The following is a 26,144-nucleotide window of genomic DNA, read 5'->3' as shown; positions in this document are numbered from 1 at the left end:
TAACAGTGCATGACTAAAAAATAGCCACAACGACGGAATGAAAAAGTTTGTCACTTGTCAACTGGGTGGCACTTTTTTTGCGGTATACCTCCTTTCTCCGGTATCTAACACTACATATTGTCATATATATCCAAATATGGGAATGAAACATTTTCACACTAACTGTCCCTTAAGAATCTCGGGTAACTTCTTAGGCACGGAACTTAGCATTGATTAATGTTAATTGTTGTTAACTGTCCCTAAATAAAAAAAGTTGGGATGTTTATCCCAACTTTTTTATCTATTTCCAATTCTCTAAAAGATATTTTTCTGCCTCGGCACACCAAAGTCCATTGTGTCTTTTAACTATTTCTGCAAGCTTTTTAAAATGGGGGTTTGTCTCACCCTTCTTTTCAAAATCATCTATTGCTGTAAGTTCCATATTTATATGGGTATAGATAAGCTTTTTGCCTCCAGGAATGCTTGGAAGGTTTAAAACTGTATCAGCAACGCAGTCAATTCCTCCTATATGGGTTACCATAACTGCAGGGTTTATAAGCCCTTTTTCTGTCATTTGAAGCGCTTCTATAAGGTCATCTGTATTTCCTCCAGTTGTTCCCATTACATGAGTGTATGAGTAGTGAACATTATAAAGGTTTATCATAGCTGAAAAATTAGTATCTGTTGGACCTGCGAAAAAGTTTAAACATCCGTCTCTTCCAAGTATTTTATCTGCCTGTTCAACTACTTCCCTTACAGGTGCAAAGGCAAATACATCATCAAATCCAGTACCGCCTGTTAATGATTTTAAATATTCTACAGGGTTTTCTTCCTTTGCAGTATTTACAAAAATAAGCTCTACGCCGCATTTTTCAGCCTCTTCCTTTGTAAATATCTGCCTTGCCCTCTTTAGCCTTTCGTCATCAATATCAGTCACAACAAGCATCTTAGGTCTTCTATCGCAGTGAAGAGCATAATCAATAGCACCAAGCCCCATAGGACCTGCTCCTGCAAGGAGAGCCATCTTTCCTCCTTCTACAATTCCCATCTTATGCACATATTTTCCCATCTCAGTATGGTAATTTGCGTGGAATGCACCAATTATACATGACATAGGTTCAGCAAGGGATGCATCATAATAAGCCTCTCCTTTATATTCAAGAAGACATCCTATTTCCATTACTTCCTGAGGTATTATATTATAAGTTGCATCTCCTCCAAAATACATATATGAATATCCTGGAGACCACATTGTTCCCTTATAGTTTAGTGCAGGCTGAAGGGCAAATTTGCTTCCTTCTTTAAACTTATCCTTCCATTTTGCGCCAACCTTTATTATATTTCCTGCAAACTCATGTCCAACTATTATAGGGTTAACATCAACATCCTGTGGAACTCTTTTATGTTTTTTCCCCTGAATAGCAGCCTTATAAGTGGACATACATACGCTGTCTGATATAACCTCAACGAGTATTTCATCATCTTTTATTTCAGGAAGTTCAAATTCCTCAAGTCTCAAATCATTTGCTCCATATAATCTTACTGCTTTTGTTTTCATGTTTATACCTCCAAATCGTTAATTTCAACCATTTTTTCATATTTTAAAATTTCTTCAATCTTTGGCGGCTGTGTACCCTCTGATGCTACGTTTGCTGTTGCTGCAGCTACTGAAAGAGCTGCTGCCTTCTCAAGAGAATAACCCCTTTTTAGAGCAAAGGCTAAGGATGCCACCATAGAATCTCCTGCCCCTACAGTACTTTTTATCTCAACTGAAATTCCCTTAGCCTTTATAGCTTTATCTCTCGTAACAAACAGTGCCCCATCTTCTCCGAGGGAAACTACTACAACCTCAATGCCAAAACCTAAAAGCTCTCTTGCAGCAATCGTAACATCATTTATGCTGCTTAATTTTTTATCAAGGAGCTTCTCAAGCTCATGAATATTAGGTTTAATAAGATATGGGCCTGCCTTAATGCCTTCCTTTAAAAGCTCACCATCAGCATCAAGAAGTACCTTTGCCTTTATATTTTTAGCCCTTTCAATCCACCTTCGATAAACATCCTTTTGAACGTTCATAGGCACACTTCCTGCAAGAACTAAAATCGCTCCTTCACTCATATCCTGAAAAATCTTATCTTCAAGTTTAATCAAATCATCGCTATTAATCTCACTGCCTGTTTCATTTATATCTGTATTAGTTCCATTAAGCTTGTCTACAACTTTTAAATTAGTTCTTGTTTCTCCTTTAACAAACAAAAAATCATTATCTATATCATATCCATCTAAATATTCTTTAATAAAATTTCCATTTCTTCCTGCAAGGAATCCTGTTGCGATGCTGTGTCCTCCTAAAACCTTTATAACCTTTGAAACATTTATTCCCTTGCCGCCTGCATCGAGCCTCATTGATTTTATCCTGTTAACAGAATCAACTTTAAAATTATCTATTTCAACAGTTTTATCAACAGCTGGGTTTAGTGTTACAGTTTTTATCATCAGTTATCCACCTCAGTTAATATATTTAATATTTCCTTTGCAGAGGATGATTTTATAAGCCTTTCAACGTTTTTCTCGTCCTGGCACACAAGGGCTATATTAGATAGTATTTCAATATGCTCATCATTAGCTCCTGCAATTCCAATTAAAATATAGGCTCTATTACCATTTTCAAAATCAACCCCGTCAGGATATTGTGCAACTACTATTCCTGATTTTTTTATATATTTTATATACTCGGAAGTTCCATGGGGGATTGCTATTCCATTACCTATATATGTTGTTATTTCTTTTTCTCTTTTTTTCATTCCTTCTATATACTCTTTTTCAACATATCCATTTTCATAAAGCAGCCTTCCTGTCCTTTCAATTGCACTGAATTTATCTTCAGACTTAAGGTTTAGCAAAATATTTTTTTCATCTAATATTAATTTTTTCATCATATCTCCTCCCTGTTAATTACTTCGATTAATTTTTTTCTAATATCTTTTACATCCCCAAATCTTAAATCTTTTATAAATTCCTTATCTTCAACCATTGCAATGCTTATTTTCCCTAATATTTCAAGTATATAGTCGCTTTCATTTTTTCTTGCTATCATAACTAAAAATGTATCTACATTTTCAGTTGAAACTCCTATGCTTCTCATCTCTATGAAATTTTCAAGCCTGAAAACCCCTAAGAAAGGACTATCGATTTCATCGGTTCTTATATGAATTAGAGCAGTGTGGCTATCAGGTACTACTACACTTCCCTGCTCTTCCCTTTTTCTTATCTTACTCTCTACTTTATCTTTATTTTTTATAAATTTTGAGCTGTAGAGGAAATCTGAAATCTCAGCAATAACACCTTCAATACTTCCTTTAGATATATATTTTAATTGAAAGTTTTTAAGCATTTCATCAGCAGCAGAAAAATCCTTTTCATTTTCAGCTTCACTTCTTTCATAAATAGAAAAAACAGAATGCTTTACATTATTTTCTTCTAATTTTCCTCTTATTAGAGAACTTATTTTATCAACATCTGAGCTTGGTAAAAAAGGTGAAATTACTGTTATATCGCTTATAGGCTTTTTATTAATATCAACTGTTGAAAGTACAATATCATATCCAATCTTAACTCTTTCTTCCATTTCCCTCAAGGAGCATACGTCCATTTCCCCAATTTGAGGAAATTTATCTTTCAGCTTATTGCACAATATTTTTGCTGTACCTATGCCATTTGGACATATTATTAAAATTCTAAGGCTGCTTTTTAAAGTTTTCTGCCTTTCTAATGCAGCCCCTACATGCATAGTAATATATCCTACCTCATTTAAAGGCACAGAAATATTATATTTAGAAAAAACAATTCTGCAGGCATAATCAACAGCTTCAAACAGTTCCCTGTAATATTCCCTTATTTCATTAATAACTGGATTTCTAATCTCAAGGCCTAAAGTAAGCCTGTAAAGGGCTGGGTTAATATGCTGCTTTAGCCCTGTCATTAGCTGATTATCGCATTTTATATCTATATTAAGTTTTTTATTAACTATATTTATTATTTCATGAATTAAATCCTCAATTTCGAAGCCATCTTTACTGTATTCATCATTAATATATATATTGTTATCTCCATACAGGTGAATCGCAATGTATGAAAGTTCACCCTTGGGAAGTTTTATTCCTTCTTCTTTTAATATTTCATCAATATCCCTTATCAAACATCCATCCTTTAAGGATAGAGCATTGTCTATGATATACTCTGGAAGTTCAATTGCCATATCGCTGTTTGTTCTTTCAATTGAAAGCAGAATATGAATGAAAGCACTAAAATAGCTTATATCGTTATCTTTTAATATATTTCCCCTCTCATTTATCTTCTTTATTATTTTCTTTGTCTTATTTATAAGCTCATGGTTAAATACAGTATTAAAGAAATTCTCAATCATATAATCGCTTTCATCTTCATACAAGTATGATAAAAGTTTACCCATAGAACTATAGTTATATAAAAGCTCTGCAAAGGCATTTCTTTTGCTCCATTCGCTTCCTAAAACTTCAATTCCATAGCCTCTTTTCCTTACAAGCTCTAAATTTTTCATCTTAAGAAAATTTTCAATCTTATCAAGATAAAAAATTATAGTACCCTCAACAACATTAAACTGATAGCTGAAGAAGGCAGATTTAATAGGCTCCTTAGCAAGAAGAAGCTGTGCTGTTATAAGAAGCTGTCTTTGCTCTTGTGTAAGCATCCAAAGCAAAGGAATACCTTCAAATAGGTTTTTTACCCTTTGAATATTATCTGCATTTCCATTTAATTGTATATTCCCGCCAAATTCGGATATTCTAAGGCTATACTCCTTAATAAAACTATTAATAGCTGAAATTTCTCTAAGTATCGTTCTTTCAGAAACATCGATTTGTTGAGAGAGGCCCTTCATGCTTAAAGGGCCTTTCTCTATAAGATTGTTTAATATAAATCTTTGCCTTACAGTTAAATTATCCATAAAATCACTACCTGATTTTAATTTTTTATACTTTTTATGAATTCATCGTAAGCCGCCTGTTCAAGGAAATTTTTAATAGTAACAATCTTAGCATTTGGAACAACCTGAGCCGCTCTTTGTGCAAGGCTCTCCTGAGTAAATACAACTTCAGCTTCCTGTGGTATTTGATTAACCGCAGCATGTTTTACTTCAATGTTAAGACCTGCATCTTTAATTTTTTTCTTTAATATAGATTCTCCCATAGCTGATGAACCCATACCTGCATCGCATGCAAAAACTATAAGTTTTGGAACTTTAACTGCTGCCTTTTGTCCCTTGCTTTCAGCCTTCATCTGTGAAACCATGCTCTTTGCTGCATCAAGAGTTTCGTCGCTTATTTCTTCTGTGCTTCTTTTTAATATTACTGAGGCAATAGCAAAGGAAACTAAGGTTCCTATAGTTATACCAGCAATAACTCCGAAAAATCCACCCTTTGGAGTCATAGCAAGTTCAGCAAATATACTTCCTGGTGATGGTGTTGCAACAAGTCCTGCCTTTGTAAGAACAAAGGTTAAGTCAGCCGCCATTCCTCCGCCGATTGCTGCAAGAATTAAAATTGGCTTCATTAGTATATATGGAAAATAAATTTCATGGATTCCGCCTAAAAAGTGAATTATTATAGCACCTGGAGCTGACTGTTTTGCTGTTCCCTTGCCATAAAGCCAGTAAGCAAGAAGAATTCCAAGTCCTGGACCTGGGTTTGTTTCAAGAAGGAAAAATATAGATTTACCAACTTCCTTAACCTGCTGAACACCAAGAGGTGCTAATATTCCATGATTTATTGCATTATTTAAAAATAATACCTTTCCAGGTTCAATAACTATTGATATTAATGGAAGAAGTTTTGCATTCGTTACTGCTGTTGCAAAGCTTCCAAGTGCCATTGAAAAGCCTTGAACAACTGGTTCAACTACTGTGTAAGCAAGGAGTGATAAAAGAGCTCCAAGGATTCCCGCTGAAAAGTTGTTAATAAGCATTTCAAAACCAGTTGGAACCTTACCTTCTATAAGCTCATCAAACTTTTTAATAACCCATCCTCCTAATGGTCCCATAATCATTGCACCAAGGAACATAGGAATTGAAGCACCAACTACAACACCAAAGGTTGCAATCGCTCCTACTACTCCACCCCTTACATCATATACAAGCTTACCGCCGGTATACCCAATAAGTACTGGAAGAAGGTAAGTTATCATAGGCCCTACAAGTTTTCCAAGATATTCATTAGGAACCCATCCTGTTGGGATAAAGAATGCTGTGATTAATCCCCAAGCAATAAATGCTCCTATATTTGGGATTACCATTCCCGCCAAAAATCCACCAAATTTTTGGATTTTGGCTTTGCTTTTAGAAGTTTTGCTTAAAGTTGTTGCATTTTGTGTATTCATAAATCCCCCTCCTTATTTCTTCTATTTTAATCATAAATCATCATACCTATTCAATTCAATTTAAAGAAACCCAAAGTTGTCACCAATGTTCAGTGCCAATTTTAATGAGGGGGACGGTTAGTGTGAAAATGTTGCATTCCCATATTTGGTTATATATGACAATACGCAGTGTTAGATACCGGAGAAAGGAGGTATACCGCAAAAAAAGTGCCACCCAGTTGACAAGTGACAAACTTTTTCATTCCGTCGTTGTGGCTATATATTAGTCATGCACTGTTAGCAACTTTTATCACTTTTTAGATACTTGCTTCATATTTGTTATTCAATAATTAATTAGATTAAATTTCTCAAAACCCTTTATTTAATAAGATAAAAATAAAAACAGTTAACAACAATTAAGTGTGAATTGTTGTTAACTGTCCCTCATTTTATTTTACCTATCGATTAGGCTGCATTTCATAAATTCATCAAGCTGTCTTAACGTTGGGAAACCCTCCATATCCCCCTTTACAGCTATCGCCATAGCACCAACAGCATTTGCTATTCTTCCGCACTCACTTAGTAAAAGGTTATTCAAATATCCATGCAAAAATCCAGCAGCAAATCCATCTCCTGCACCTACGGTATCCTCTATCCTGTCAACCCTAAATCCCTCTACATAACACTCTTCATCCCTGCTCTTTATGTAGCATCCCTTTTCCCCTAATTTAACTGCAGCAACTTTAGCTCCCAAGCTTAAAATTTCTTCTGCTATATCTCTTTCATTATCTTTTTTAAAGATAATCTTTCCTTCATCAATGCCAGGGAAAACTATATCACAAAGAGTTAGAGCCTCCTTAATTACCGATGCTGCCTCTTCCTTTTTACATAGTTTTAACCTTATATTAGGATCAAAAGAAACTAAAACTCCATTCTTCTTTGCAATCCTCATCGCCTTAAAAACGGCTTCTCTTGCTGATTTTGAAATATCGAGGGTTATTCCCGTTATATGTATAATCCTTGCCTCTTTTATATAATTTTCATCAATATCATTTTCAGATAAAAAACTCGCAGCAGAATTCGATCTATAGTAATAAACATTCGGATTGCTTTTTAAAAATCTTTCTTTAAATAATATTCCAGTTGGGTTTGCTCCTCCATCCACTACAACCCTTGAGACATCTATACCTTCTCCTCTTATGGTATTAATTATAAATCGTCCAAATTCATCATCTCCAATTCTTGAAAACCATCCAACGCTTCTCCCAAGTCTTGAAAGAGCAATTGCAACATTTGATTCTGCTCCGGCTAATCCTTTCGTAAATGTATCTACAAACCTAAGCGGGCCATTGCAAGTAGGACTAAAAAGAACCATCGATTCTCCAAAAGTAATTACATCCATTTATACTGCGCCCCCTGATTTTTCCATCATTCTACGGTGCCAGGCACCGTAGAATAGAGAGTTGTACTTATACTTAAGCATTTAAAAATTTAAAGAAATTATTTCCAAAAATGTTTTCAACGTCCCTTCTTACATCCTCCTCTGATATTGCAAAACCTGTATCAAATATATCTGAATACTTATCAAAGAGAACCTTAGAAATGATTTTTCTTGAATGCTCCCATTTATAAATTAGCTGGTCTAACACTCTCGCATCTGAATGCTGTGGCATAAATGAAAGCCCTAAAAGTTCAAATCTCATTCTTGTCATCTCTTCTATTAAAACTGGATTGTTAAGGAACCACCAGCATCCAAATACAAATAAATTTTTAAACTTTCTTGCTGTAACTAAGACTTCATGCTGATTTTCTCTCGAAAGATATGTAATCATAAACTTATTTTCAGGATAATTTCTGCAAAGATATTCTAATGCACTGTTATTTGCTCTTCCTACAGAATCTCCTGCAAGCCCAAGTTCATAATTTACATTCTTATTCACACCAATCATCAAAGCAAAAGGCATATTTCTTTCCTTGCATACTTTAAGTATGCATCTGTCAAGTATCGTCCATCTTGCTGAATCCTCTGGCACATTAAATGAAGGAGGCAATGATGCTGCCATATAAAGAGCCCCCATTCTTTCTGCCCAATCATCTAAAAATCTTTTAATTTCACATATAGTTTTTTCATTCAAATTCAGAGAAACATCATAACCCATCTTTATCATTTTTTCCATAGCCTTTGGATAATTCATCAAAAGCGCATCTATTCTAAGGGCTGCTTTAAATCTTTCGTCCTTGTTGCCGTCTTTTTCCCAAACAGGTCTTTCATCATCATCAAAGGGGTCATTCGTCATAACAACGCACTTAACATTTGATACTTCAAATACTTTGTCTATATACTCTTCTAAAGAAATATTTTTAAAATAGTTTCTGTAATATTCTAAATCTTTGTTTGCTGTGTCAAGCCCAAGCTTATTTAATATCGTTAAAACTCCTCTTTGTGCCTCGCTTATAGGAGTATTTTCAATAAATAGAGTTTTCCATACAAGCTCTGCCTGTTCCTTTTTAGACATTTTAAAGAACTTATCATAATCCATATTAGAATATCTAAAAAATTCAGCTATAAGATAGTGGTAAGTTAAAAGCTCATCAATTCCCCATAATAAAAGTTTATTAAAATCTTTTGAATAAATATGTGTATGTATATCCGTTATCTTAACGTTATTAACTTCTCTCTCAACAACTTTTTTTAATTCTTCATGATTTCTAATCATAATAACAGCCTCCTATAAAGTAACTCCATTTTTAAATATTGCAATTTCGCTGAATCCATTCTTTTCGTTATTTGTCTTTTTGCCATTTGCAACATCAAGAATAAAATCTATAAGCTCTTTAGTTTTATCCTCTAAGGTTTTCCCTTCAAGCAAATCTCCCGCATTAAAGTCTATCCAGTTGCTTTTTTTATTAAAAAGCTGGCTATTGGTTGAAATCTTAACTGTAGGTACAAATGTACCATAGGGGGTTCCCCGTCCTGTAGTAAAAAGAACAATCTGACACCCAGCTGCTGCAAGAGCAGTTGAAGATACTAAGTCATTTCCAGGTGCAAACAAAAGATTTAATCCTCTTTCAACTGCACATTCTCCATATCTTAGTACATCAACAACCTCGCTGTTTCCTCCCTTTTGAACATTGCCGAGGGACTTTTCCTCAAGAGTTGTAATTCCCCCTTCCTTATTCCCAGGCGAAGGATTTTCATATACTGGCTGGTTATATGAAATAAAATACTCTTTAAACCCGTTAATCATTTCAACTATTTTTTCAAATACTTTTTCATCCTTTGCTCTTTGCATTAGTATATTTTCCGCTCCAAACATCTCAGGAACTTCACTTAAAATACTTGTCCCTCCCTGAGCTACGATAAAATCGCTTATCCTTCCAACAAGTGGGTTTGCAGTTATTCCAGAAAAGGCATCTGAGCCTCCGCATTTCATTCCAATTTTAAGTTTTTCAGCAGGTACTTCAACCCTTTCATCCTTTAAGGCTCTTTCATAGAGTTCCTTTAATATCTTTGCCCCTTCATCAACTTCATCTAAAACATCCTGACATACTAAAAACTTAACTCTTTCTTCATCAAATTCTCCTAAAACCTTTTTAAAAGAATCCATTGTGTTGTTTTCACAGCCAAGACCCAATACTAATACTCCTGCTGCATTAGGATGTTTAACTATACTTGATAGTATTTTCTGTGTATACATCAAGTCGTCTCCAAGCTGAGAACACCCATAGGGATGTTTTAAAATTTTAATATCGTCGAGTTTAAAATCTGATATTCTTAAAAATTTTTCTTTTATTCTGTCAGCAACACCGTTTACACATCCAACCAAAGGAACAATAAATAAATCCTGCCTTATTCCTGCGTTTCCACCTTTTCTAATATAACCTTTAAATTTTAAATCCCTAAATTCATATATGTTTCCGCAGCTTTTCTTTTTAAATTCATATTCTAAAGTACCGCAAAGTTTAGTTTTTAAATTATGACTGTGAATATGGCATCCTTTTTTTATGTCTTCTTTTAAGATCCCAATTGGATATCCATACTTAATTACATCCTCACCATTTTTAATTTCACATAATGCTATTTTATGGCCCCTTTTAACAGGTTCCTTAATTTCAATTTTTTCTCCTAAAAAATCTACTACATCTCCCTCTTTCAAATCACAAAGGGCAACTGCTGCATTGTCTTTATCGTTTATTCTAAAAATATTCATTAAATCACCTCAAATTTGAAAGCGCTTCTCTAATTCCAAGCTTTAAAATGTTTTTCATGTTTTCAGCAACGAATTTAGTTAATCCTTCTATTTTAGTCAAATCCATTTTCCAAAAATCTTTATTCATAAGAACCTTTTTAGCAACATCTTCTAAAGATTTTTCATCTCCGCTATAATCTTTCCATACATCATTAAAAAAGTCCAAAACAAAATCAGAATCATTAAGCTTAATTTCACTTCCATCAAGACCTTTGCCTTTATAGAATAAAATTAAAGAAGCTAATGAAAAAACTATATTTTTAGGAAGAAATCCTTTATTATTCCTATACTCAATTAAAGTCGGTAAAACTCTTGTTTCAAACTTTGATATACTGTTTAAAGCAATACTTGATAGATAATGCTTGATAAATGGATTTTTAAATCTTTCTAAAACCGCATAGGAAAATTCCTTTAGCTCATTTTCCGGCAAGTCTATAACAGGAACTATCTCATCAAAAATTGTTTCCTTTACATATCTTCCTATAAGCTCATCTTCAACTGATTCTCTAACAGTCTCAAGCTTCGAAAGCATTGCAACAGGAACCATTAAAGTATGGGCGCCATTTAAAATTCTTACCTTTCTTGTCCTATATGGTGTTAAATCATCAACCACCAATACATTTAAATTGCATTTTTCAAAGGGAAGAACTTCCTTAATCTTCTTTGGCCCTTCAATAACCCAAAGATGGAAAGGTTCACATTCAACTATTAAGTCATCCTCGTATCCTAAATAATCGCACACTTCCTTATGATTATCCTTTGGAAAACCTGGAACTATTCTATCAACAAGGCTGTTATAAAATATGTTTGCATTTAAAAGCCAATTAATAAATTCATCTCCAAGATTCCAGTGATGTGCATATTTTAAAATTGTTTCTCTTAATTTTTCTCCATTTTTTTCTATAAGCTCACAGGGGATAATATAAAATCCTCTTTCTAAATCTCCATTAAAATGCTTAAATCTCTTATATAAAAGTGCAGTTAATTTTCCAACATAACTTTTTTGAGGTTTATCCTCTAATTTTTCAGTTTCATCAAAGTAAATTCCTGCTTCGGTAGTATTTGAGATGATTATTTTTAAGTTTTCACTAAAGCTCAACTTTTCATATTCATCGAAGTTTTTATATGGATTTACTCCCCTTGAAATGCTGCTAACAACTTCGCTATTATATACTTCATTTCCATTTTCAATTCCCTTTAAAATAACGGTATAAAGCCCGTTTTGCTCATTTAGTTTTTCCACCATTCCGTTTTCAAGCGGCTGAACTACAACAACAGAGCCGTCAAAACTTCCAGTTTCATTTAACCTATTTATCATCCAATCAACAAAAGCTCTTAAAAAATTTCCCTCTCCAAATTGTAGTATTTTTTCAGCGTTGTTGTTTTTTGTTTTAATATTGCTTATATTCACTTTTATCCCACCTTATATTTTTTTGCTAAATTTTAGAGTGCACCATTTTTTAAGTGCACTCTATGTTTAATATCATTTTCCTATCAATCTTGGTAAAAACAGTGTTACCTGTGGTACATAGGTTAGAATCATTAACACAATAAACATCATTGCATAAAATGGCATCAATGATTTTGCTACCTTCTCCATTGGTATTTTAGCTATTGAACATCCAACAAAAAGAGTTGAACCTACTGGAGGAGTTAAAAGTCCAATTCCTAAGTTGAGCATAAGCACTATTCCAAATTGAATAGGATCCATTCCAACCTTTGTAACAACCGGAAGTAAAATAGGCGTACATATTAAAATCAACGGGGCCATATCCATTATCATACCTAAAATAAGGAGCACAATATTAACTATTAGCAGAATAACATATTTGTTATTTGAAATTGAAATTAATGCATTTGTTACTAAAAATGGAATCTTTAAATAAGCCATCATCCATGCAAAAGCACTCGAAGTTGCAATAAGCGCAAGAACCATAGACAATGTTCTTAATGAATTCTTTAATATAGGTATCATCCTTGAAATTTTTATATCTTTATATACAAAGAAAGTAATTATGAATGCATAGACTGTTGCAATTGCTGCTGATTCAGTTGCTGTAAACACTCCTGTACTAACTCCGACTATTATAATTACTGCAGTAAATAATCCTAATAAACCATCCTTTATTATTTTTACTGCTTCCTTAAATGGAACTTTTTCACCGCGTGGATAATTTCTCTTAACTGCAATAATATAACTTAAAACCATCAGCATAACCCCAAGTAAAATACCAGGAATTACACCTCCTAAAAACATATTTCCAACCGAGATTCCGCCAGCAGCAAGCGAGTATATAATCATGTTATGGCTCGGTGGAATCAATATTCCTTGCGTTGAACCTGTAATTGTTACATCAACAGCATAATCCTTATCATAACCCTGCTTTTCCATCATTGGAATCATTATAGAACCAATTGAAGATGTATCAGCAACTGAAGAACCTGATATACCGCCAAAGAACATGCTTGCCAATACATTTACCATTGCAAGTCCTCCGCGCATTCTTCCAACCAACACATTAGAAAAATCTATCAGCCTTTTAGATATTCCTCCTTCTCCCATTATTTCTCCAGCTACTATAAAGAACGGTATAGCAACTAAAGAGAAGGAATTTATACCTTTTACCATTTGCTGTACAACTACCATGGAAGGTATTTTTAAGTAAATCGCTGTAACAAACGTTGATATTGCAAGGGAAAATGATATCGGAACTCTAATTATTAATAATCCAAAAAACACTATAAGTAAAAGACATATCGCAGTTGTATTAACCATATTTTCACCTCTGATTTTCCTCATTAACTGCCTTAAATCCTGCTAATCTATTGATTGAGAATAGTATTATAAGCAAGCCTGACAATGGAACCATTAAATAAAGCATTGATGAAGGCCATTGAGTTGCGGGCAAAGTTGAACCCTTTGCCTCTACAACCAATCTAAAGCCGTAAAACGCTGTAAATATTCCAAATATCAAAGTGATAAGCTCATCTATCTTATAAATTATCTTTTTTGTGTTTTTAGAAAATAAATTTACTATGGCTTCTATTGATAGATGAATATCATTTTTAACTCCGAGGGCAATTCCTATAAACCCGAACCACACCATAAGGAGCATTGTAATTTCTTCAGACCATCTTAAGGTAAAACTGAAAAAGAATCTGGTAAAAACCTGAAAACTAACGATTATAATCATCAATCCTAAAAATATAGATGCTAAATATTCGAAAAAGGTACTAATTTTATTAAGTAAATTTGAAAAACTCTTCAATATATAACCTCCTCCTTTAGAAAAGGCTTGTTATTTTGTATTAATAATTTCATTAATTAAATCCTTATATTCCTTACCGTATTCATCGTATAATACTTTTACCTTATCTTGGAATTCAGAATTGCTTTCAAGAGTTGTAATTTTTACACCCTTATCCTTTAATTGATTTTTAGCTGCTTCTTCATCCTTTTGCCATTCCTGTCTTTGATATAATCCAGCCTTTACAGCTGCATCCTTTATTATCTTCTGATCATCAGCAGAAAGCTTGTCCCAAGTAATCTTACTCATAATAATAACTTCTGGAACTCTTGTGTGTTCATCAGTTGTTATATATTTTGCAACTTCAAAGTGGTTTGAAGAAAGGTAACTTGCCCAGTTGTTTTCAGCTCCATCTATTACTCCTGTTTGAAGAGCGCTGTATACTTCGCTGTAAGCCATAGGTGTTGGTGAAGCTCCTAAAGCCTTAACAAGATCCATCATCATCTTGCTCTCTTGAACCCTAATCTTTAATCCCTTTAAATCATCTGGCTTCTTTACTTCTTTCTTAGTGTTGTAGAAGTTTCTTGAGCCTGCATCAAACCAGCATAATCCTTCAAATTTATAATTTTCAAGGTTTTTAAATATCTTTTCTCCTATTGCACCATCGAGTACTCTAAACATATGTTCAGTATCCCTATAAAGATATGGAAGCATCAAAGCGCTTAATTCTTTATCAAATTCTGCCAAAGGAGAAATACTTGTTCTTACTAAATCAATAGCTCCAAATTGAACCTGTTCAATTACGCTCTTTTCATCTCCAAGCTGTCCTCCTGGATAAACTTCAACTTTTATTCTTCCATTTGAATTTTCTTCAACAAGTCTTGCAAATTCCTTATCAGCTCTTACAGTTACAAACCCGTCTGGGTGAGTATCTGAAAGTCTTAAAACGATTTGTTTTTGTTCTTGATTTGAATTGCTTGTAGAATTGTTTGTTGATTTGCTTGAACATCCTAAAAATGAACTTATTAATGCTAAAGACATAATAATTGTGATTAGTTTTTTAAGTTTCATGTTAATCCCCCTTTAATTTTTATACCTTAATTCTAAGATAGAAGTTAATTTTAATATATGTATTATGTTGTTGTGTTTCTTTCTTTTTTTGCTAATTTTCAAAAGTTAGCAAAAATTAAAAAGGCTCAAAAGCCTTTTAATTAATTATCTTCTTAAAATATTCTGTTGGAGATGAATTCGTATATTTCTTAAATGCCCTGCTGAAATAATTTTGATCTGGGTACCCAACCTCCTGTGCTATTTCTTTTATAGTTTTCTTTTCCTTTAAAAGCATATTTATTGCTTTTTCCATCCTTATCTTAATTAAATAATCCTTAAAATTTATTCCCTCAGCGTCATAAAAAATCCTGCTGAAATGAAAACTGCTCATTGAAACATAATTAGCTACCTTCTCAAGAGTAATATCTTTCATATAATTTTCTTCAATATAGTTTTTAGCTTTTTCAATTACACCTAAACTTTCGCCTTCTTTAATACGCTTAAATAAAATCATAAGGTTTTTTATCTTTTCTTTAAGTAAAAGTGTAACATCTTCAATTTTATTTATTTTATTTATTTCTTCATTAAAAATTAAAATTTCGTCTTTATTTATATTCTTTTTAAAATAATTTGGTATATTAGTTATCAGATATTCATAAATTTCTGAAATAAAAATTTTATATTGATTTATTTCATAGCAATCCTTAGAATTAAATCTCAATAGAATCAATTCCTCAAAAATTATATTGAATTGGTTAATATCATTATCAATAAAGCTTCTAAGCAGCTTATAATATGCATTATTATTTTTTTCAAATATATTTTCCTCTTCTTCATTTAAAGCTTGATTTTCATATAAATCTTTTTTTGCTTTTTTATATGATAAATAAAAATTTTTCAAATCATCTTCAATAATTCCAACTCCAAAGGACAAAATAATATCTTTCTTATCAAACACTTTTTTTAAAATGGTTTTATTAAGCTTTTTACCTATGTTATCATCGAATATTAAAAAAACTGCTTCCTTTTTATTAACTCCTCCAATAACTTCAGTAAAAAAACATTTTAATTCATCTTTTATAATTTCAACATTTTCATCCTTTAAATCATCCTTTAGTAAACATATAAGACAGCAATATTTATTACTGTGTATATTTAATATTTTTTTGTACTCTTCAATCTGCACTCTCTCAGGCTTATGAGAATAAATTAAATTTAAAATTATTTCATTTTCCGCAAGGGATAATAGTTCAGTATATTTCTTTTCCATCTGCTCATTTTTATTTTTAAGAAGTTTTTTAATATAAAATTTGTTAAGCAAAGAATCTATTATATTGGCAAATTCTTCATTAGAATATGGCTTTAATAAATAATCTGCAACTCCAATTTTTATAGATTCCTTTGCATATTCAAAATAATTAAAAGCCGTAAGTATTACAATCTCTGTTTCAGGCAATTCGCTTTTTATTATCTTACCTGCTTCAAGTCCATCAAGTACAGGCATTTTAATGTCCATCAAAATTATATCCGGCTTTAATTCAATTGCAAAATCAGCAGCTTCCCTTCCATTTGAAGCTTCTGCCACAATTTCAAGATTGTTTTTATAGTATTTTTCTAATAAATATCTTAATGCTTTTCTTTCAAGAATCTCATCTTCAGCTATCATAATTTTCAGCAAAATAATCACCTCGAGCAATAGGCAGATTTATAGATATTTTTGTACCTTTGTTTAGTTTAGATTCTATTTTAAAAGAAAATCTATCTCTATAATATAGTTCTAAACGCTCTAAAATATTGGATATTCCTAATCCTGAAGATTTTTTTGAAATACCCTTAAACTGTTTTTTTAGTATTTTCTGTATAGTGTCTTCATTCATTCCCATCCCATTATCAGATATCGTTATTTTTATGCATTCATTATCTTTTTGGGCATGTACAAATATATCCCCTCCTTCTTCTTTTTCATCAATTCCATGGGAAATAGCGTTTTCTACTAAAGGCTGCAAAATCATTCTTGGTATTTTTATATTTTCAGCATCCTTTTCGATTTCAAAGCTAAAACTCATTCTGTCTTTAAATCTCGTTTCCTGAATCAGTGCATATGCTTTTAAAATATTTATCTCTTCCTTTAATTCAGCAAAATCATCAATACTGTTTAGGTTATATCTTAATATCTTTGATATAGCTTCAATTAGTTTAACCGTATTTTCACTTGGTTCAAAAAGGGCAGATCTTGATACTGTATTTAATGCATTAAATAGGAAGTGTGGATTAATCTGCGTTTTTAAAGCTCTTAATTGAGTATCTCTTAAAATTTTATCTTTTTCAATATTTTTGATTTTTTCTTGGTTATATTTGTTTTCAATTTCAGCTTTCTCATTTATTTCATTTATATATTTTTTTATGCTATGCTTCATTTTGTTAAAGGCCTCTGCTAATATATTTAATTCTTCATACTTTTGCTCCTTCATGTCCTCAATTTCCCAATCTGCATTTGAAAGCCTTTCAATATTTTTTAGTATTTGCCACATAGTGTTTTTTATATTTAAGCTGACTGCAATAACTATCATAATAGAAATGATTATAATTAAAAAAATAATCTTTTGTATCTGCTGCTCTACTTTTTTGTTATTTACAAGTATTTCGTTATATGTATTGTTGCTGTAAAACAAAAACGAAACTGCTGTTTTTTGAAGATGGTTATTTATATGAATGTACATGCTCTTTACTTCCATTATTTTGTTGTAATCAGATTTTTCGAGTATATCTTTTTTAGTCAGCAGTTTTATCTGCTCGTCATACCATTCAAGCATATTTTTTATGTTCCTAATATAAATTCCACACTCAGTATTTATATTGGGATTAGTTTCTATAGAATTTACATTATTCTTAACCTTTTCAATTGACATATTGTATTTATTAAGATAATCCTTATCCCTTGTTTTTATATATTTATCAAAATAGTTAAAGCTGTTATTAAGCTCTAATGAGGAGCTGCCTATAGTTATATTAATCCTCATTAGATTATCATAACGTTCTTTTGCCTTTTCCTTTAAATTTCCTAAAAATATATATCCGCTGCTCATTATTATAATAACAAGTAGAAAAGTAAAAATTATTGTTGAAACAATTGTCTTTTTGAATACTTTAGTTTTTCCCATAATCTACCCCTTAAATAAATTCATAACTTCATTCACAGATTTATTATAAATACTTATCAGTTGGTAAGCAAATATGAATTATTCATTATAATAATTTACCATAAAAAAGGACGGAATTATCCGGCCATCAAAATTTAATTTATGAAAAAATCTTATCTAAATTTTGAACACATTTTTCTATCCTTTCCATAGCCTTTTTAATATTTTCTCTTTGGGTTCCAAGGTTAATTCTTATCCAGCCTTCACCATCACAAACAAAATTATTCCCGTCCTCAACCAAAACACCATATTCTGATGATAAAAATTTAGTAAATTCAGTAGATGTAATTCCTGTTTTACTAATGTTTACCCATAAAAGATATGAAGACTCCATTTTCATATAGGAGAGTTTAGAAATTTTATTATCAATAAAATCTGCAGCGTATATATAATTATCATAAATATATTTTGTAACTTCCTTAAGATAGTCTTTGCAATCATTATAGGCTGATATTATTCCTATTATTCCAAATACGTTTGGTGAAGTTATCGAATTTTTAGAAAGCCTTTCTCTAAACCTTTCTCTTATATTTTTATTTGGAATAATTGAATATGAAGTTTTAAGCCCTCCCAAATTAAAAGCCTTATTTGGGGAAGAGAGCAATATTATATTATCCGTTAATTCCTCTTCCAAGGAAAGAATAGAATAAAATCTTCCAAAATGTATCTGCTCTCCATGTACTTCATCGACAACAAGAATAGTTTTATATTGTTTGCAAAGCATTGCAATTTTTCTTAATTCATCGATGCTCCATATCCTCCCTGAAGGATTGTGAGGTGAGCAAAGCAAATATAACTTTGGTTTAAATTCTCTAAGCTGAGATTCTATTTCTTCAAAATCTATGTAATATCTGTTATTAATAATATTTAATTTATTATAAATACATCTTACTCCCTGTTTTATTGCTGCACCATTAAAGGGTTCATATACAGGAGTATTCATTAATATAGAATCATTTTCATTGCAAAATGCCTGAACAATATAATGCAGAGTAGATACCGTTCCATAGCTTAAAGTTATCCAGTCTTTATAAATATCTACTCCATGCATATCCTTCTGCCAGCTTATTACTGCATCATAAAATTCATCGTAAACATAAGTATATCCAAACACTCCTATGTCGATTGCTCTTTTAAAAGAATTTAGTATATTGTCAGGGGCTTTAAAATCCATATCCGCAATCCACAAAGGAATAAAGTCATCTGATACATCTTCAAAATGTTCTTTTATTATTTTTTTGTCCCATTTTCTACATCTCTCATTTATTCTATCTGTTTTTATATCAAAATCATACATAACATCACCCCTTTACAGAAATAAGTTCTCTATCGCTGTTAGTTAAAACTTCAAAACCTTCCTCAGTTACAAGTACATCATCTTCTATTCTAACTCCTCCAAGCCCCTCTATGTAAATTCCAGGTTCGATGGTAATAATCATTCCTGCCTCCAAAAATATGTCATTTCCCTTTCCAATTATAGGATATTCATGAACCAAAATGCCTACTCCATGGCCAAGATTATGGCCAAAATTCTTTCCGTATCCTTCTTTTTCGATAATATTCCTTGCTATACTATCAAGATACGAAGCAGTTATACCTTCTTTAACGCTCTTTACAGCTTCCCACTGAGCTTTTTTTACAATCTCATAAATTTTTATCATTTCTTTATTATAAGCTTCTCCAAGCAAAAAGGTTCGAGTCATATCCGAACAATAGTTATTATAATTTACGCCAAAATCAATAGTTACAAATTCTCCTCTTTTTATAATTTTCTCCGATGCTTTTCCATGGGGAAGAGCACCCCTTTCTCCTGAAGCTACAATTATGTCAAAAGATTCCTTATCTCCATTGCATTCTTTAATATATCTTACAAGTTCTCTTTCAACCTGCTTTTCAGTCATTCCTTCTTTTACAAAAGACAGTATGTGTTTATACGCTTTATCAGCTATCTGAGCAGCTGTTCTAATTTTTTCAATTTCTTCCGAAGTTTTTATCGCTCTTAGGCTATCTAAAGAAATGCTTAAAAATACTACTTTAACATTCTCAGCCAACTTCATATAATTATCATAAGTAAGATTATCTCCTTCAATTCCTATTTTCTTTATACTCTCTTTTTTAATAACCTCATTTAAGAAATCAAAAATCGTTCTTTCCTTTGAAATTTCGATAACATTAAATTCCTTTGCATTTTCTTTTACCTGAACATAATATCGCGAATCTACGAGAGCATATTGATTGTTTCTTGTTATAAGAAGATATCCTGAGTTGCTATATAGATTTGCCAAATAGAATTTATTATAGGGAGAATTTATTAAAAACGCATCTAAAAAATTTTCTTTCATTATTTCCCTTATTTTATTTAATCTTTTCATAATATTACCTTCCTTATTAATATTAATGCAGGATTGATATTCAATCCTGCATTAACACTATATTATTCATCTCCATCAACAACAAGTTTTCCTTCATTTATAAGTTTATTTCTGTATAATACGTTTATAACTGCAATAAATACAGCACCTACTATTAAACCAAGTATATATATTCCAAGCTTAGATACCAATGGCCAAGCCCATATTGCAGATTCTGGGAACCACTGAACTGCTCCAAGAACAACTGCTACGAGGGCACCAAATACTGAACCTACTACATATAAAGGAATTACAAAGGCTGGTCTTTCAAGGGCAAAAGGTATAGAACCTTCAGAAATACCCATGAATGCAAGGAATATTGCTGTTTTTCCTGCTTCATAAAATTGTTTATCATAAACTCTTCTTCTCACAAGCTTTCTGTCTATTAAAGTTGATAAACCAAGTCCAAAGGATGGAGTAACTATCGCAATACATCTTGCTGTTATTGGAAGAATCTTTTCAGTAGTAAATCCAAGGGCCACAAATCCAGCTGCTTTATTAACTGGTCCTCCGAGGTCAAAGGCTGTTGCTGCTGCAAGAACTATCGAATAAACTATTTGTCCAGCCTTACCCGCCGCCTGAAGTCCTGATTTTATTAATGTATTTACCCATCCTCCAAATGGAGTTACAACAAATACCATTGCTACCATTGTAAATAATGCTGCAAGAAGAGGAATTAAAAATGTTGCCTTAAATGCAAGCCAGTTGTGTGGAAGCTGTATCTTTTTATTCAGCCATTTTACAAAATAACCAACCATAAAAGCTATAAGTATTGCTCCAAGGAACCCTGATGCAACTGGAGCCTTTGGAGCCCATTTCCCTTCAGTTAATGAAAGAAGAGCAATTGGCTTATTAGCAACATAACCTCCTATAAATCCTGCCGCAAGTGCAGTCTTTCCTCCAATAGAGTTTGCTGTAAAAGCTGCAAACATTGGTATAGCAAAGCTGAACAGCGTAAATCCAAAACTTTCCATTATATGTGAAAGCTTTAAGAAGGCAAGGCTTGCCCCTGAAAAATTCCCTGAATTAACCGCATCTACAATAGAAGTAGATGGATCAATCTTTAAAAATACATAAGGTATCATCTGAGAAAATGCCCCTATAAGTCCTCCCATGATAAGTACTGGAATCATATATGAAATGCCAGTCATTACATGCTTATTAAATTCTTTCCAAGCCTTTGAACCTTTTGATGTCTGCTTCTCCATATAATTTCCCCCTTTTTTTATTTAAATATTGTTAATTATTTAAAAATAAGTTATTATACTTAATGTGGTTATTTATTTTAGTACCTTCCAATAATTTTTTTGCGGAGGGTACTTTTTTATTTTATGCTCTCTTCTATTTCCTGAATTATGCTCTTTGCATTTTTAATTGCCTGCTGAAGTGTAATTTCATGAACGTCATACCCTTCAAATCTGTCAGGATCAAGGGGAGTTACAGCTACTGCATGGATAATAATATCTGCCTCCTTTATGTCCTTTAAAGTCAATTCGTTTTGGATTCCATCTGCCCCCTGAGTTTCAACCTTTACTTCATAGCCAAGCTCCTTTGCTGCCTTTTCTAATGACTGCGCAGCCATGAAAGTATGAGCTAACCCCATGGGGCATGCACATAATGCTACTAATTTTTTACTCATCTTAACACCTCCATTTATTAATTATTAAAAGCTGTTAAAGCTTCTTTAACCAAATCAAAAATTTCCTCTTTTTCATTTGTTTCTATTATTTTTTTCTTAAAGCTCTCATCAATTAGACTTCTTGAAAGGCTGGCAAGAAGTTTAAGATGAACATTACCGCTGTTATCATAAGGAGTTAATAATGCTATTATTATTGAAACTGGTTGTCCATCTAATGCATTCCATTCTATAGGAATCTTTGGTTTGATTATGATTACTCCTGCTTGCTTTATGCTTTCCCATTTCGCATGGGGTATTGCTATTCTATCCCCAAGGCCTGTAGAAAATTCGTTTTCTCTTTGTAAAAGTCCTTTTAAAGTTTCTTCTTCATCATCAGTAAGCTTAACCTCTTTTGCAACTTTTGAAACATACTTTAAAGCTTCAAGCTTATCTTTTATATCAGCATCCAATCTGATATTATCGATTTTAAATATTAAATCAGAATTTATCATAACTATCTCCCTTCACTTAAAAGCTGAATGAATTCATCAAAATCCTTTGATTTAATCATGGATTTAATAAAGTCAATATCGTCTATTAAACTGTATATATTTTTAAATATGTGAAGGTTCTTCCTATCTGCAAGATTAAAACATATCATAAAAATTATTTGAACCTCGTCCACATCCCATAGAATTGGTTTATCAAGAATTGCAACTCCAATTACCGATTTGTGAACCCCGTTTATTGCAGTATGTGGAATAGCAACTAAATTGCCAATATCAGTAGATGACATATTTTCCCTCTCTAATATTGATTTAACAACATTAGAATCAATTAAACCTTCCTTCTCCATCATACTTCCCATTAAATTAATAACTTCTTCTTTGGTTGAAGCTTTTAATCTATAAAAGGCTTTTCTGTTAAACATTTCAAACAAAAGTTTCTTTTTGCTAATGTCCAACGTTATGATGTCTCCAATTTTTTTAATAGAAGAATCTGATAGAACGTTATCAACGCTGATAATAGGTATGTTTGATTTGTAATCTTCAATCTCAACTGTTGAAACTATATAATCAACGTTTTGTTTTAATGCAACATCTAAATATCTTGCTGGATACACCCCTATTACTTCTACATATTTAATATGGTTTTTTATTTTTTCAGATAGAAGCTGCGCAGTACCGATTCCATATTGACATACTATGCATATCTTTTTTGTCATGTTTGTTTTAATTCTTTCCTGAGCAGCTCCAAAGTGCATCGCTATAAATCCTACTTCATCTTCATCAAGCTCTATGCCGTAATAATCATATATTTTCTTTGCTGCAAACATTGCAAAATTCATCTCAACTGGATAATTAGATTTTATCTGCTGCAGCAGAGGATTTTTAACCTGAGCTCCTGCCCTTGCTCTGTTAATTGCTATTTTAATATGTATTGTCATCGCTTTTATAAGTTTTGTATCCTGATCAAATTCATTGCCAGTTATTATTTTTATCTCTTCAAGGAGGGCTTTTACAAAGCTGAATATTTCTTCATCTAGCAAATCAGTATCCTGAAGATTTCTCATGCTGTAATTATATATCATAAAGCCTGAGTAAAAAGAAACATAATAATATTCAGTTTCACTAAACGCTACATCCAAAGCCTTTTCAACTTGACTCATAATACTGTGAATGGCTGAGTAATTGTGATGCCTGTAATTATTAATAAGTGATAAATTTTCAACAGTTTTATTCTTTCTCATCCTCGATAAAGATACAATAATCCTCGACAACAAATTATTAAAGTCTTTGTCAGCAACAACTATATTGTTTTCCTTAAGATAAATGGATATTATTTTTTCTATAGTTTCAATGTCTTCTTTATTTACATTAGAGAGATAAACCTTAAGGTTATTATTATTGTCTGCTTTTATACAATAATCGAGTATAAGAGCTCTAATATTTAACTCCTCTCCATCAATATAAGTTCCATAATGAGGCTTTGAGGCAATTGTAAGATTATATTTTTTTATACACTCTTTTATTTTAGAAGTCATTTTATTAAAACTTGAAGTACTTAAATTAAGTTTTTCTGCCATCTCATCAGCATTTAAAGTATCATTATTAATTAAAAGATTTATTGCATTTTCTACTCTGCCCTCAATTGAATCATCGATTTCAAATCCATCAATTACTCTTAATGCCTCTTTTAAAACCCCCTGTAAAACTTTAGGTGTACCGGTCAGCTTGTAACCTATACCCTTTAAGGCTATAATTTCAACCCCCATTTTTTTAAGTTCATAGTTAATATCATTTATATATCTTTTTACTGTTCTTGTTGACATTCCTATCTTTTGCGCCATCTCTGCCGAAGTTAGACAGGCATCCTTATCGCTGAGGTATTTTATTATTAGATAATGCTTTTTTGTTAACACCTCACTCACCATCCTATATATAGTATAATATTTATTTTCTGAAAATTGATTATAAACAATGTCATACTAAGTGACATCATCTACATATTGACCATTTCATAAAGTGCATGTGCATAAATTGCAGCAGACTGAAAAAGTCTTTTAACTTCCATATATTCATTAGCAGAATGCACATTTCCAGAGCTGCCATCCCCAAATTCTGCGCCAAAGGCTACAGAGTTTTTCATTTCACTTGCATAAGTGCCTGCACTTGTAACTCTTACTTTGCTTTTTAAATCTTCAGAATGATTTATATATATTTCATGAAGTTTTTTTACTAATATAAAGTCTGGCTCAATATAACATGGATTTTTTATATTTTTTAGTTTAATCTCATATTCTCCCTTTAAATTTTTACAAATATATTTAGTAATTTTATCTTTAATAGAATTCAAATCAGCATTTTCTGGATATCTTATGCTAAATATCAAACTTATCTTGTCCGTATTTATATTAAACATAGTTGGGACAATAGTGAGTTCTCCACATTTACCTGATGTATAAATACCAAATCCCACCCCTTTGTAATCATTATCAAATAAAATCTTGCCTAAATCCCAAAACAATGGAGTATTGATATTTGTACTTAGAAAGCTCACAAGTTTTGTTATTGGGTTAACAGTTTTTTCAGGCTTTGATGAGTGTCCCCCTACTCCTTGAACCTTTATTGAAATATAATAATTATTTACCTTAAAATCTCCATTTAAATTATTTTCATATAAATAACTCATAAATTTCTCTTTTAGATAAGCATAATTTGTATTAAGCTTTATTTGTATCGTTGAGGGTATTATATTATTAGCTGTTCCTGCTTTTATTTCTATTCTCTCTTTAATAGTTCCGCTAACTTCTAAAATCGCTACTCCCTTCTCTCCATGAATAACAGGGAACTTAGCATCAGGAGTAAATCCAAATTTAGGCTGAGGCTCTTTAGAAAAGTAATGTCTAATACATCTAAATCCGTTTTCTTCATTTCCTCCAACTATAATCCTAATAGAATTTTTTACAGGAAGATTCAATTCTTTTATTATTTTAAGCCCCATATAACATCCAAGTATCGGCCCTTTATCATCGACCACTCCTCTGCCATATGCTTTCCCATCGTTAACAGTAAGTTTAAAAGGATCTGTCCTCCAGTTATCATCTACTGGAACTACATCAGCATGTCCAAATGCACACACATAATCATTGCCCTGCCCATATTCTGCATGAACAGCATATCCATCATCATTTTTAACTCTAAATCCATCCTTTAAAGCTAAGTTTTCAAACCATTTTAAACTTCTACCGATTTCTTTGCCAAAGGGCATATATTTATTTGCTGTGTCTTCATCATAAATAGAGGGAATCTCTATCCATTCACCAAGATATTTAATATATTCATCCCCTCTTTTTAATACTTCTTTATAAAAATCAATCATGATTTAATCTCCTTTCTTTATTTAAAAATAAAAAAGCATAAGATGACCAATATGATAGATTATCAATAGAACATAAAAAATCATATTGGGGGTCATTCTTATGCCTGAGTTAATAA

21 protein-coding genes are annotated in these 26,144 nt (G+C 31.9%); all 21 read right to left on the bottom strand.

Annotation, left to right across the window (positions count from 1 at the left end):
• Window positions 1-280: 280 nt before the first annotated feature.
• Window positions 281-1,537 (bottom strand): zinc-binding dehydrogenase, encoded by a 1,257-nt coding sequence (locus tag B5D15_RS10345; RefSeq protein WP_078697053.1) that lies wholly within the window; start codon window positions 1,535-1,537, stop codon window positions 281-283.
• 2 nt (window positions 1,538-1,539) lie between these two features.
• Window positions 1,540-2,475, bottom strand: a complete 936-nt coding sequence (gene pfkB / locus B5D15_RS10340) for a 1-phosphofructokinase (protein ID WP_078697052.1) — start codon at window positions 2,473-2,475, stop codon at window positions 1,540-1,542.
• The gene (locus B5D15_RS10335) at window positions 2,475-2,915 is read right to left on the bottom strand and encodes a PTS mannitol transporter subunit IIA (RefSeq protein WP_078697051.1); all 441 of its coding nucleotides are present in this window, start codon (window positions 2,913-2,915) and stop codon (window positions 2,475-2,477) included. Before B5D15_RS10335 ends, pfkB begins: the two co-directional genes overlap by 1 nt.
• Window positions 2,915-4,963 carry a BglG family transcription antiterminator gene (locus B5D15_RS10330; RefSeq protein ID WP_078697050.1) on the bottom strand — a complete coding sequence of 683 codons (2,049 nt, stop codon included), beginning with the start codon at window positions 4,961-4,963 and terminating at the stop codon, window positions 2,915-2,917. Before B5D15_RS10330 ends, B5D15_RS10335 begins: the two co-directional genes overlap by 1 nt.
• Before the next feature lie 17 nt (window positions 4,964-4,980).
• The gene (locus B5D15_RS10325; protein ID WP_078697049.1) at window positions 4,981-6,390 is read right to left on the bottom strand and encodes a PTS mannitol transporter subunit IIBC; all 1,410 of its coding nucleotides are present in this window, start codon (window positions 6,388-6,390) and stop codon (window positions 4,981-4,983) included.
• A 433-nt stretch (window positions 6,391-6,823) separates the two neighbouring features.
• The gene (locus B5D15_RS10320) at window positions 6,824-7,771 is read right to left on the bottom strand and encodes a sugar kinase (protein WP_078697048.1); all 948 of its coding nucleotides are present in this window, start codon (window positions 7,769-7,771) and stop codon (window positions 6,824-6,826) included.
• 73 nt (window positions 7,772-7,844) lie between these two features.
• Window positions 7,845-9,086, bottom strand: coding sequence for a glucuronate isomerase (locus tag B5D15_RS10315; protein WP_078697047.1), 1,242 nt, complete (start codon window positions 9,084-9,086; stop codon window positions 7,845-7,847).
• Window positions 9,087-9,098: 12 nt separating this feature from the next.
• Window positions 9,099-10,580 (bottom strand): UxaA family hydrolase, encoded by a 1,482-nt coding sequence (locus B5D15_RS10310; RefSeq protein ID WP_078697046.1) that lies wholly within the window; start codon window positions 10,578-10,580, stop codon window positions 9,099-9,101.
• A gap of 4 nt (window positions 10,581-10,584) precedes the next feature.
• Window positions 10,585-12,036 carry a tagaturonate reductase gene (locus B5D15_RS10305; RefSeq protein WP_078697045.1) on the bottom strand — a complete coding sequence of 484 codons (1,452 nt, stop codon included), beginning with the start codon at window positions 12,034-12,036 and terminating at the stop codon, window positions 10,585-10,587.
• 66 nt (window positions 12,037-12,102) lie between these two features.
• Window positions 12,103-13,395: a TRAP transporter large permease gene (locus B5D15_RS10300; RefSeq protein WP_078697044.1), complete on the bottom strand. Its 1,293-nt coding sequence runs from the start codon at window positions 13,393-13,395 to the stop codon at window positions 12,103-12,105.
• Window positions 13,396-13,399: 4 nt separating this feature from the next.
• Entirely contained in the window at window positions 13,400-13,888 is a 489-nt protein-coding gene (locus B5D15_RS10295; protein WP_078697043.1) for a TRAP transporter small permease, read from the bottom strand.
• A gap of 30 nt (window positions 13,889-13,918) precedes the next feature.
• Window positions 13,919-14,938: a TRAP transporter substrate-binding protein gene (locus B5D15_RS10290; RefSeq protein ID WP_078697042.1), complete on the bottom strand. Its 1,020-nt coding sequence runs from the start codon at window positions 14,936-14,938 to the stop codon at window positions 13,919-13,921.
• Window positions 14,939-15,074: 136 nt separating this feature from the next.
• On the bottom strand, window positions 15,075-16,595 hold the full coding sequence (locus B5D15_RS10285; protein WP_078697041.1) for a response regulator transcription factor: 1,521 nt from the start codon (window positions 16,593-16,595) through the stop codon (window positions 15,075-15,077).
• On the bottom strand, window positions 16,573-18,078 hold the full coding sequence (locus B5D15_RS10280) for a sensor histidine kinase (protein WP_078697040.1): 1,506 nt from the start codon (window positions 18,076-18,078) through the stop codon (window positions 16,573-16,575). Before B5D15_RS10280 ends, B5D15_RS10285 begins: the two co-directional genes overlap by 23 nt.
• A gap of 139 nt (window positions 18,079-18,217) precedes the next feature.
• Window positions 18,218-19,414, bottom strand: coding sequence for a MalY/PatB family protein (locus B5D15_RS10275; protein WP_078697039.1), 1,197 nt, complete (start codon window positions 19,412-19,414; stop codon window positions 18,218-18,220).
• A gap of 4 nt (window positions 19,415-19,418) precedes the next feature.
• The gene (locus B5D15_RS10270) at window positions 19,419-20,489 is read right to left on the bottom strand and encodes a M24 family metallopeptidase (protein WP_078697038.1); all 1,071 of its coding nucleotides are present in this window, start codon (window positions 20,487-20,489) and stop codon (window positions 19,419-19,421) included.
• Between the two features lie 62 nt (window positions 20,490-20,551).
• On the bottom strand, window positions 20,552-21,736 hold the full coding sequence (locus B5D15_RS10265; protein WP_078697037.1) for a PTS fructose transporter subunit IIC: 1,185 nt from the start codon (window positions 21,734-21,736) through the stop codon (window positions 20,552-20,554).
• A gap of 116 nt (window positions 21,737-21,852) precedes the next feature.
• On the bottom strand, window positions 21,853-22,167 hold the full coding sequence (locus tag B5D15_RS10260) for a PTS fructose transporter subunit IIB (RefSeq protein WP_078697036.1): 315 nt from the start codon (window positions 22,165-22,167) through the stop codon (window positions 21,853-21,855).
• Between the two features lie 17 nt (window positions 22,168-22,184).
• Window positions 22,185-22,658 (bottom strand): PTS sugar transporter subunit IIA, encoded by a 474-nt coding sequence (locus tag B5D15_RS10255; RefSeq protein ID WP_078697035.1) that lies wholly within the window; start codon window positions 22,656-22,658, stop codon window positions 22,185-22,187.
• 2 nt (window positions 22,659-22,660) lie between these two features.
• Window positions 22,661-24,568, bottom strand: coding sequence for a BglG family transcription antiterminator (locus B5D15_RS10250; protein WP_179122264.1), 1,908 nt, complete (start codon window positions 24,566-24,568; stop codon window positions 22,661-22,663).
• An 80-nt stretch (window positions 24,569-24,648) separates the two neighbouring features.
• Window positions 24,649-26,028, bottom strand: coding sequence for a Sapep family Mn(2+)-dependent dipeptidase (locus B5D15_RS10245; RefSeq protein WP_078697033.1), 1,380 nt, complete (start codon window positions 26,026-26,028; stop codon window positions 24,649-24,651).
• Window positions 26,029-26,144 lie beyond the last annotated feature (116 nt).

This window comes from Caloramator quimbayensis, assembly GCF_900167605.1.
GTDB lineage: Bacteria > Bacillota > Clostridia > Clostridiales > Caloramatoraceae > Caloramator_B > Caloramator_B quimbayensis.
Note: the sequence above shows the minus strand (reverse complement) of the source record. Positions and strands in the feature narration are given on the sequence as shown.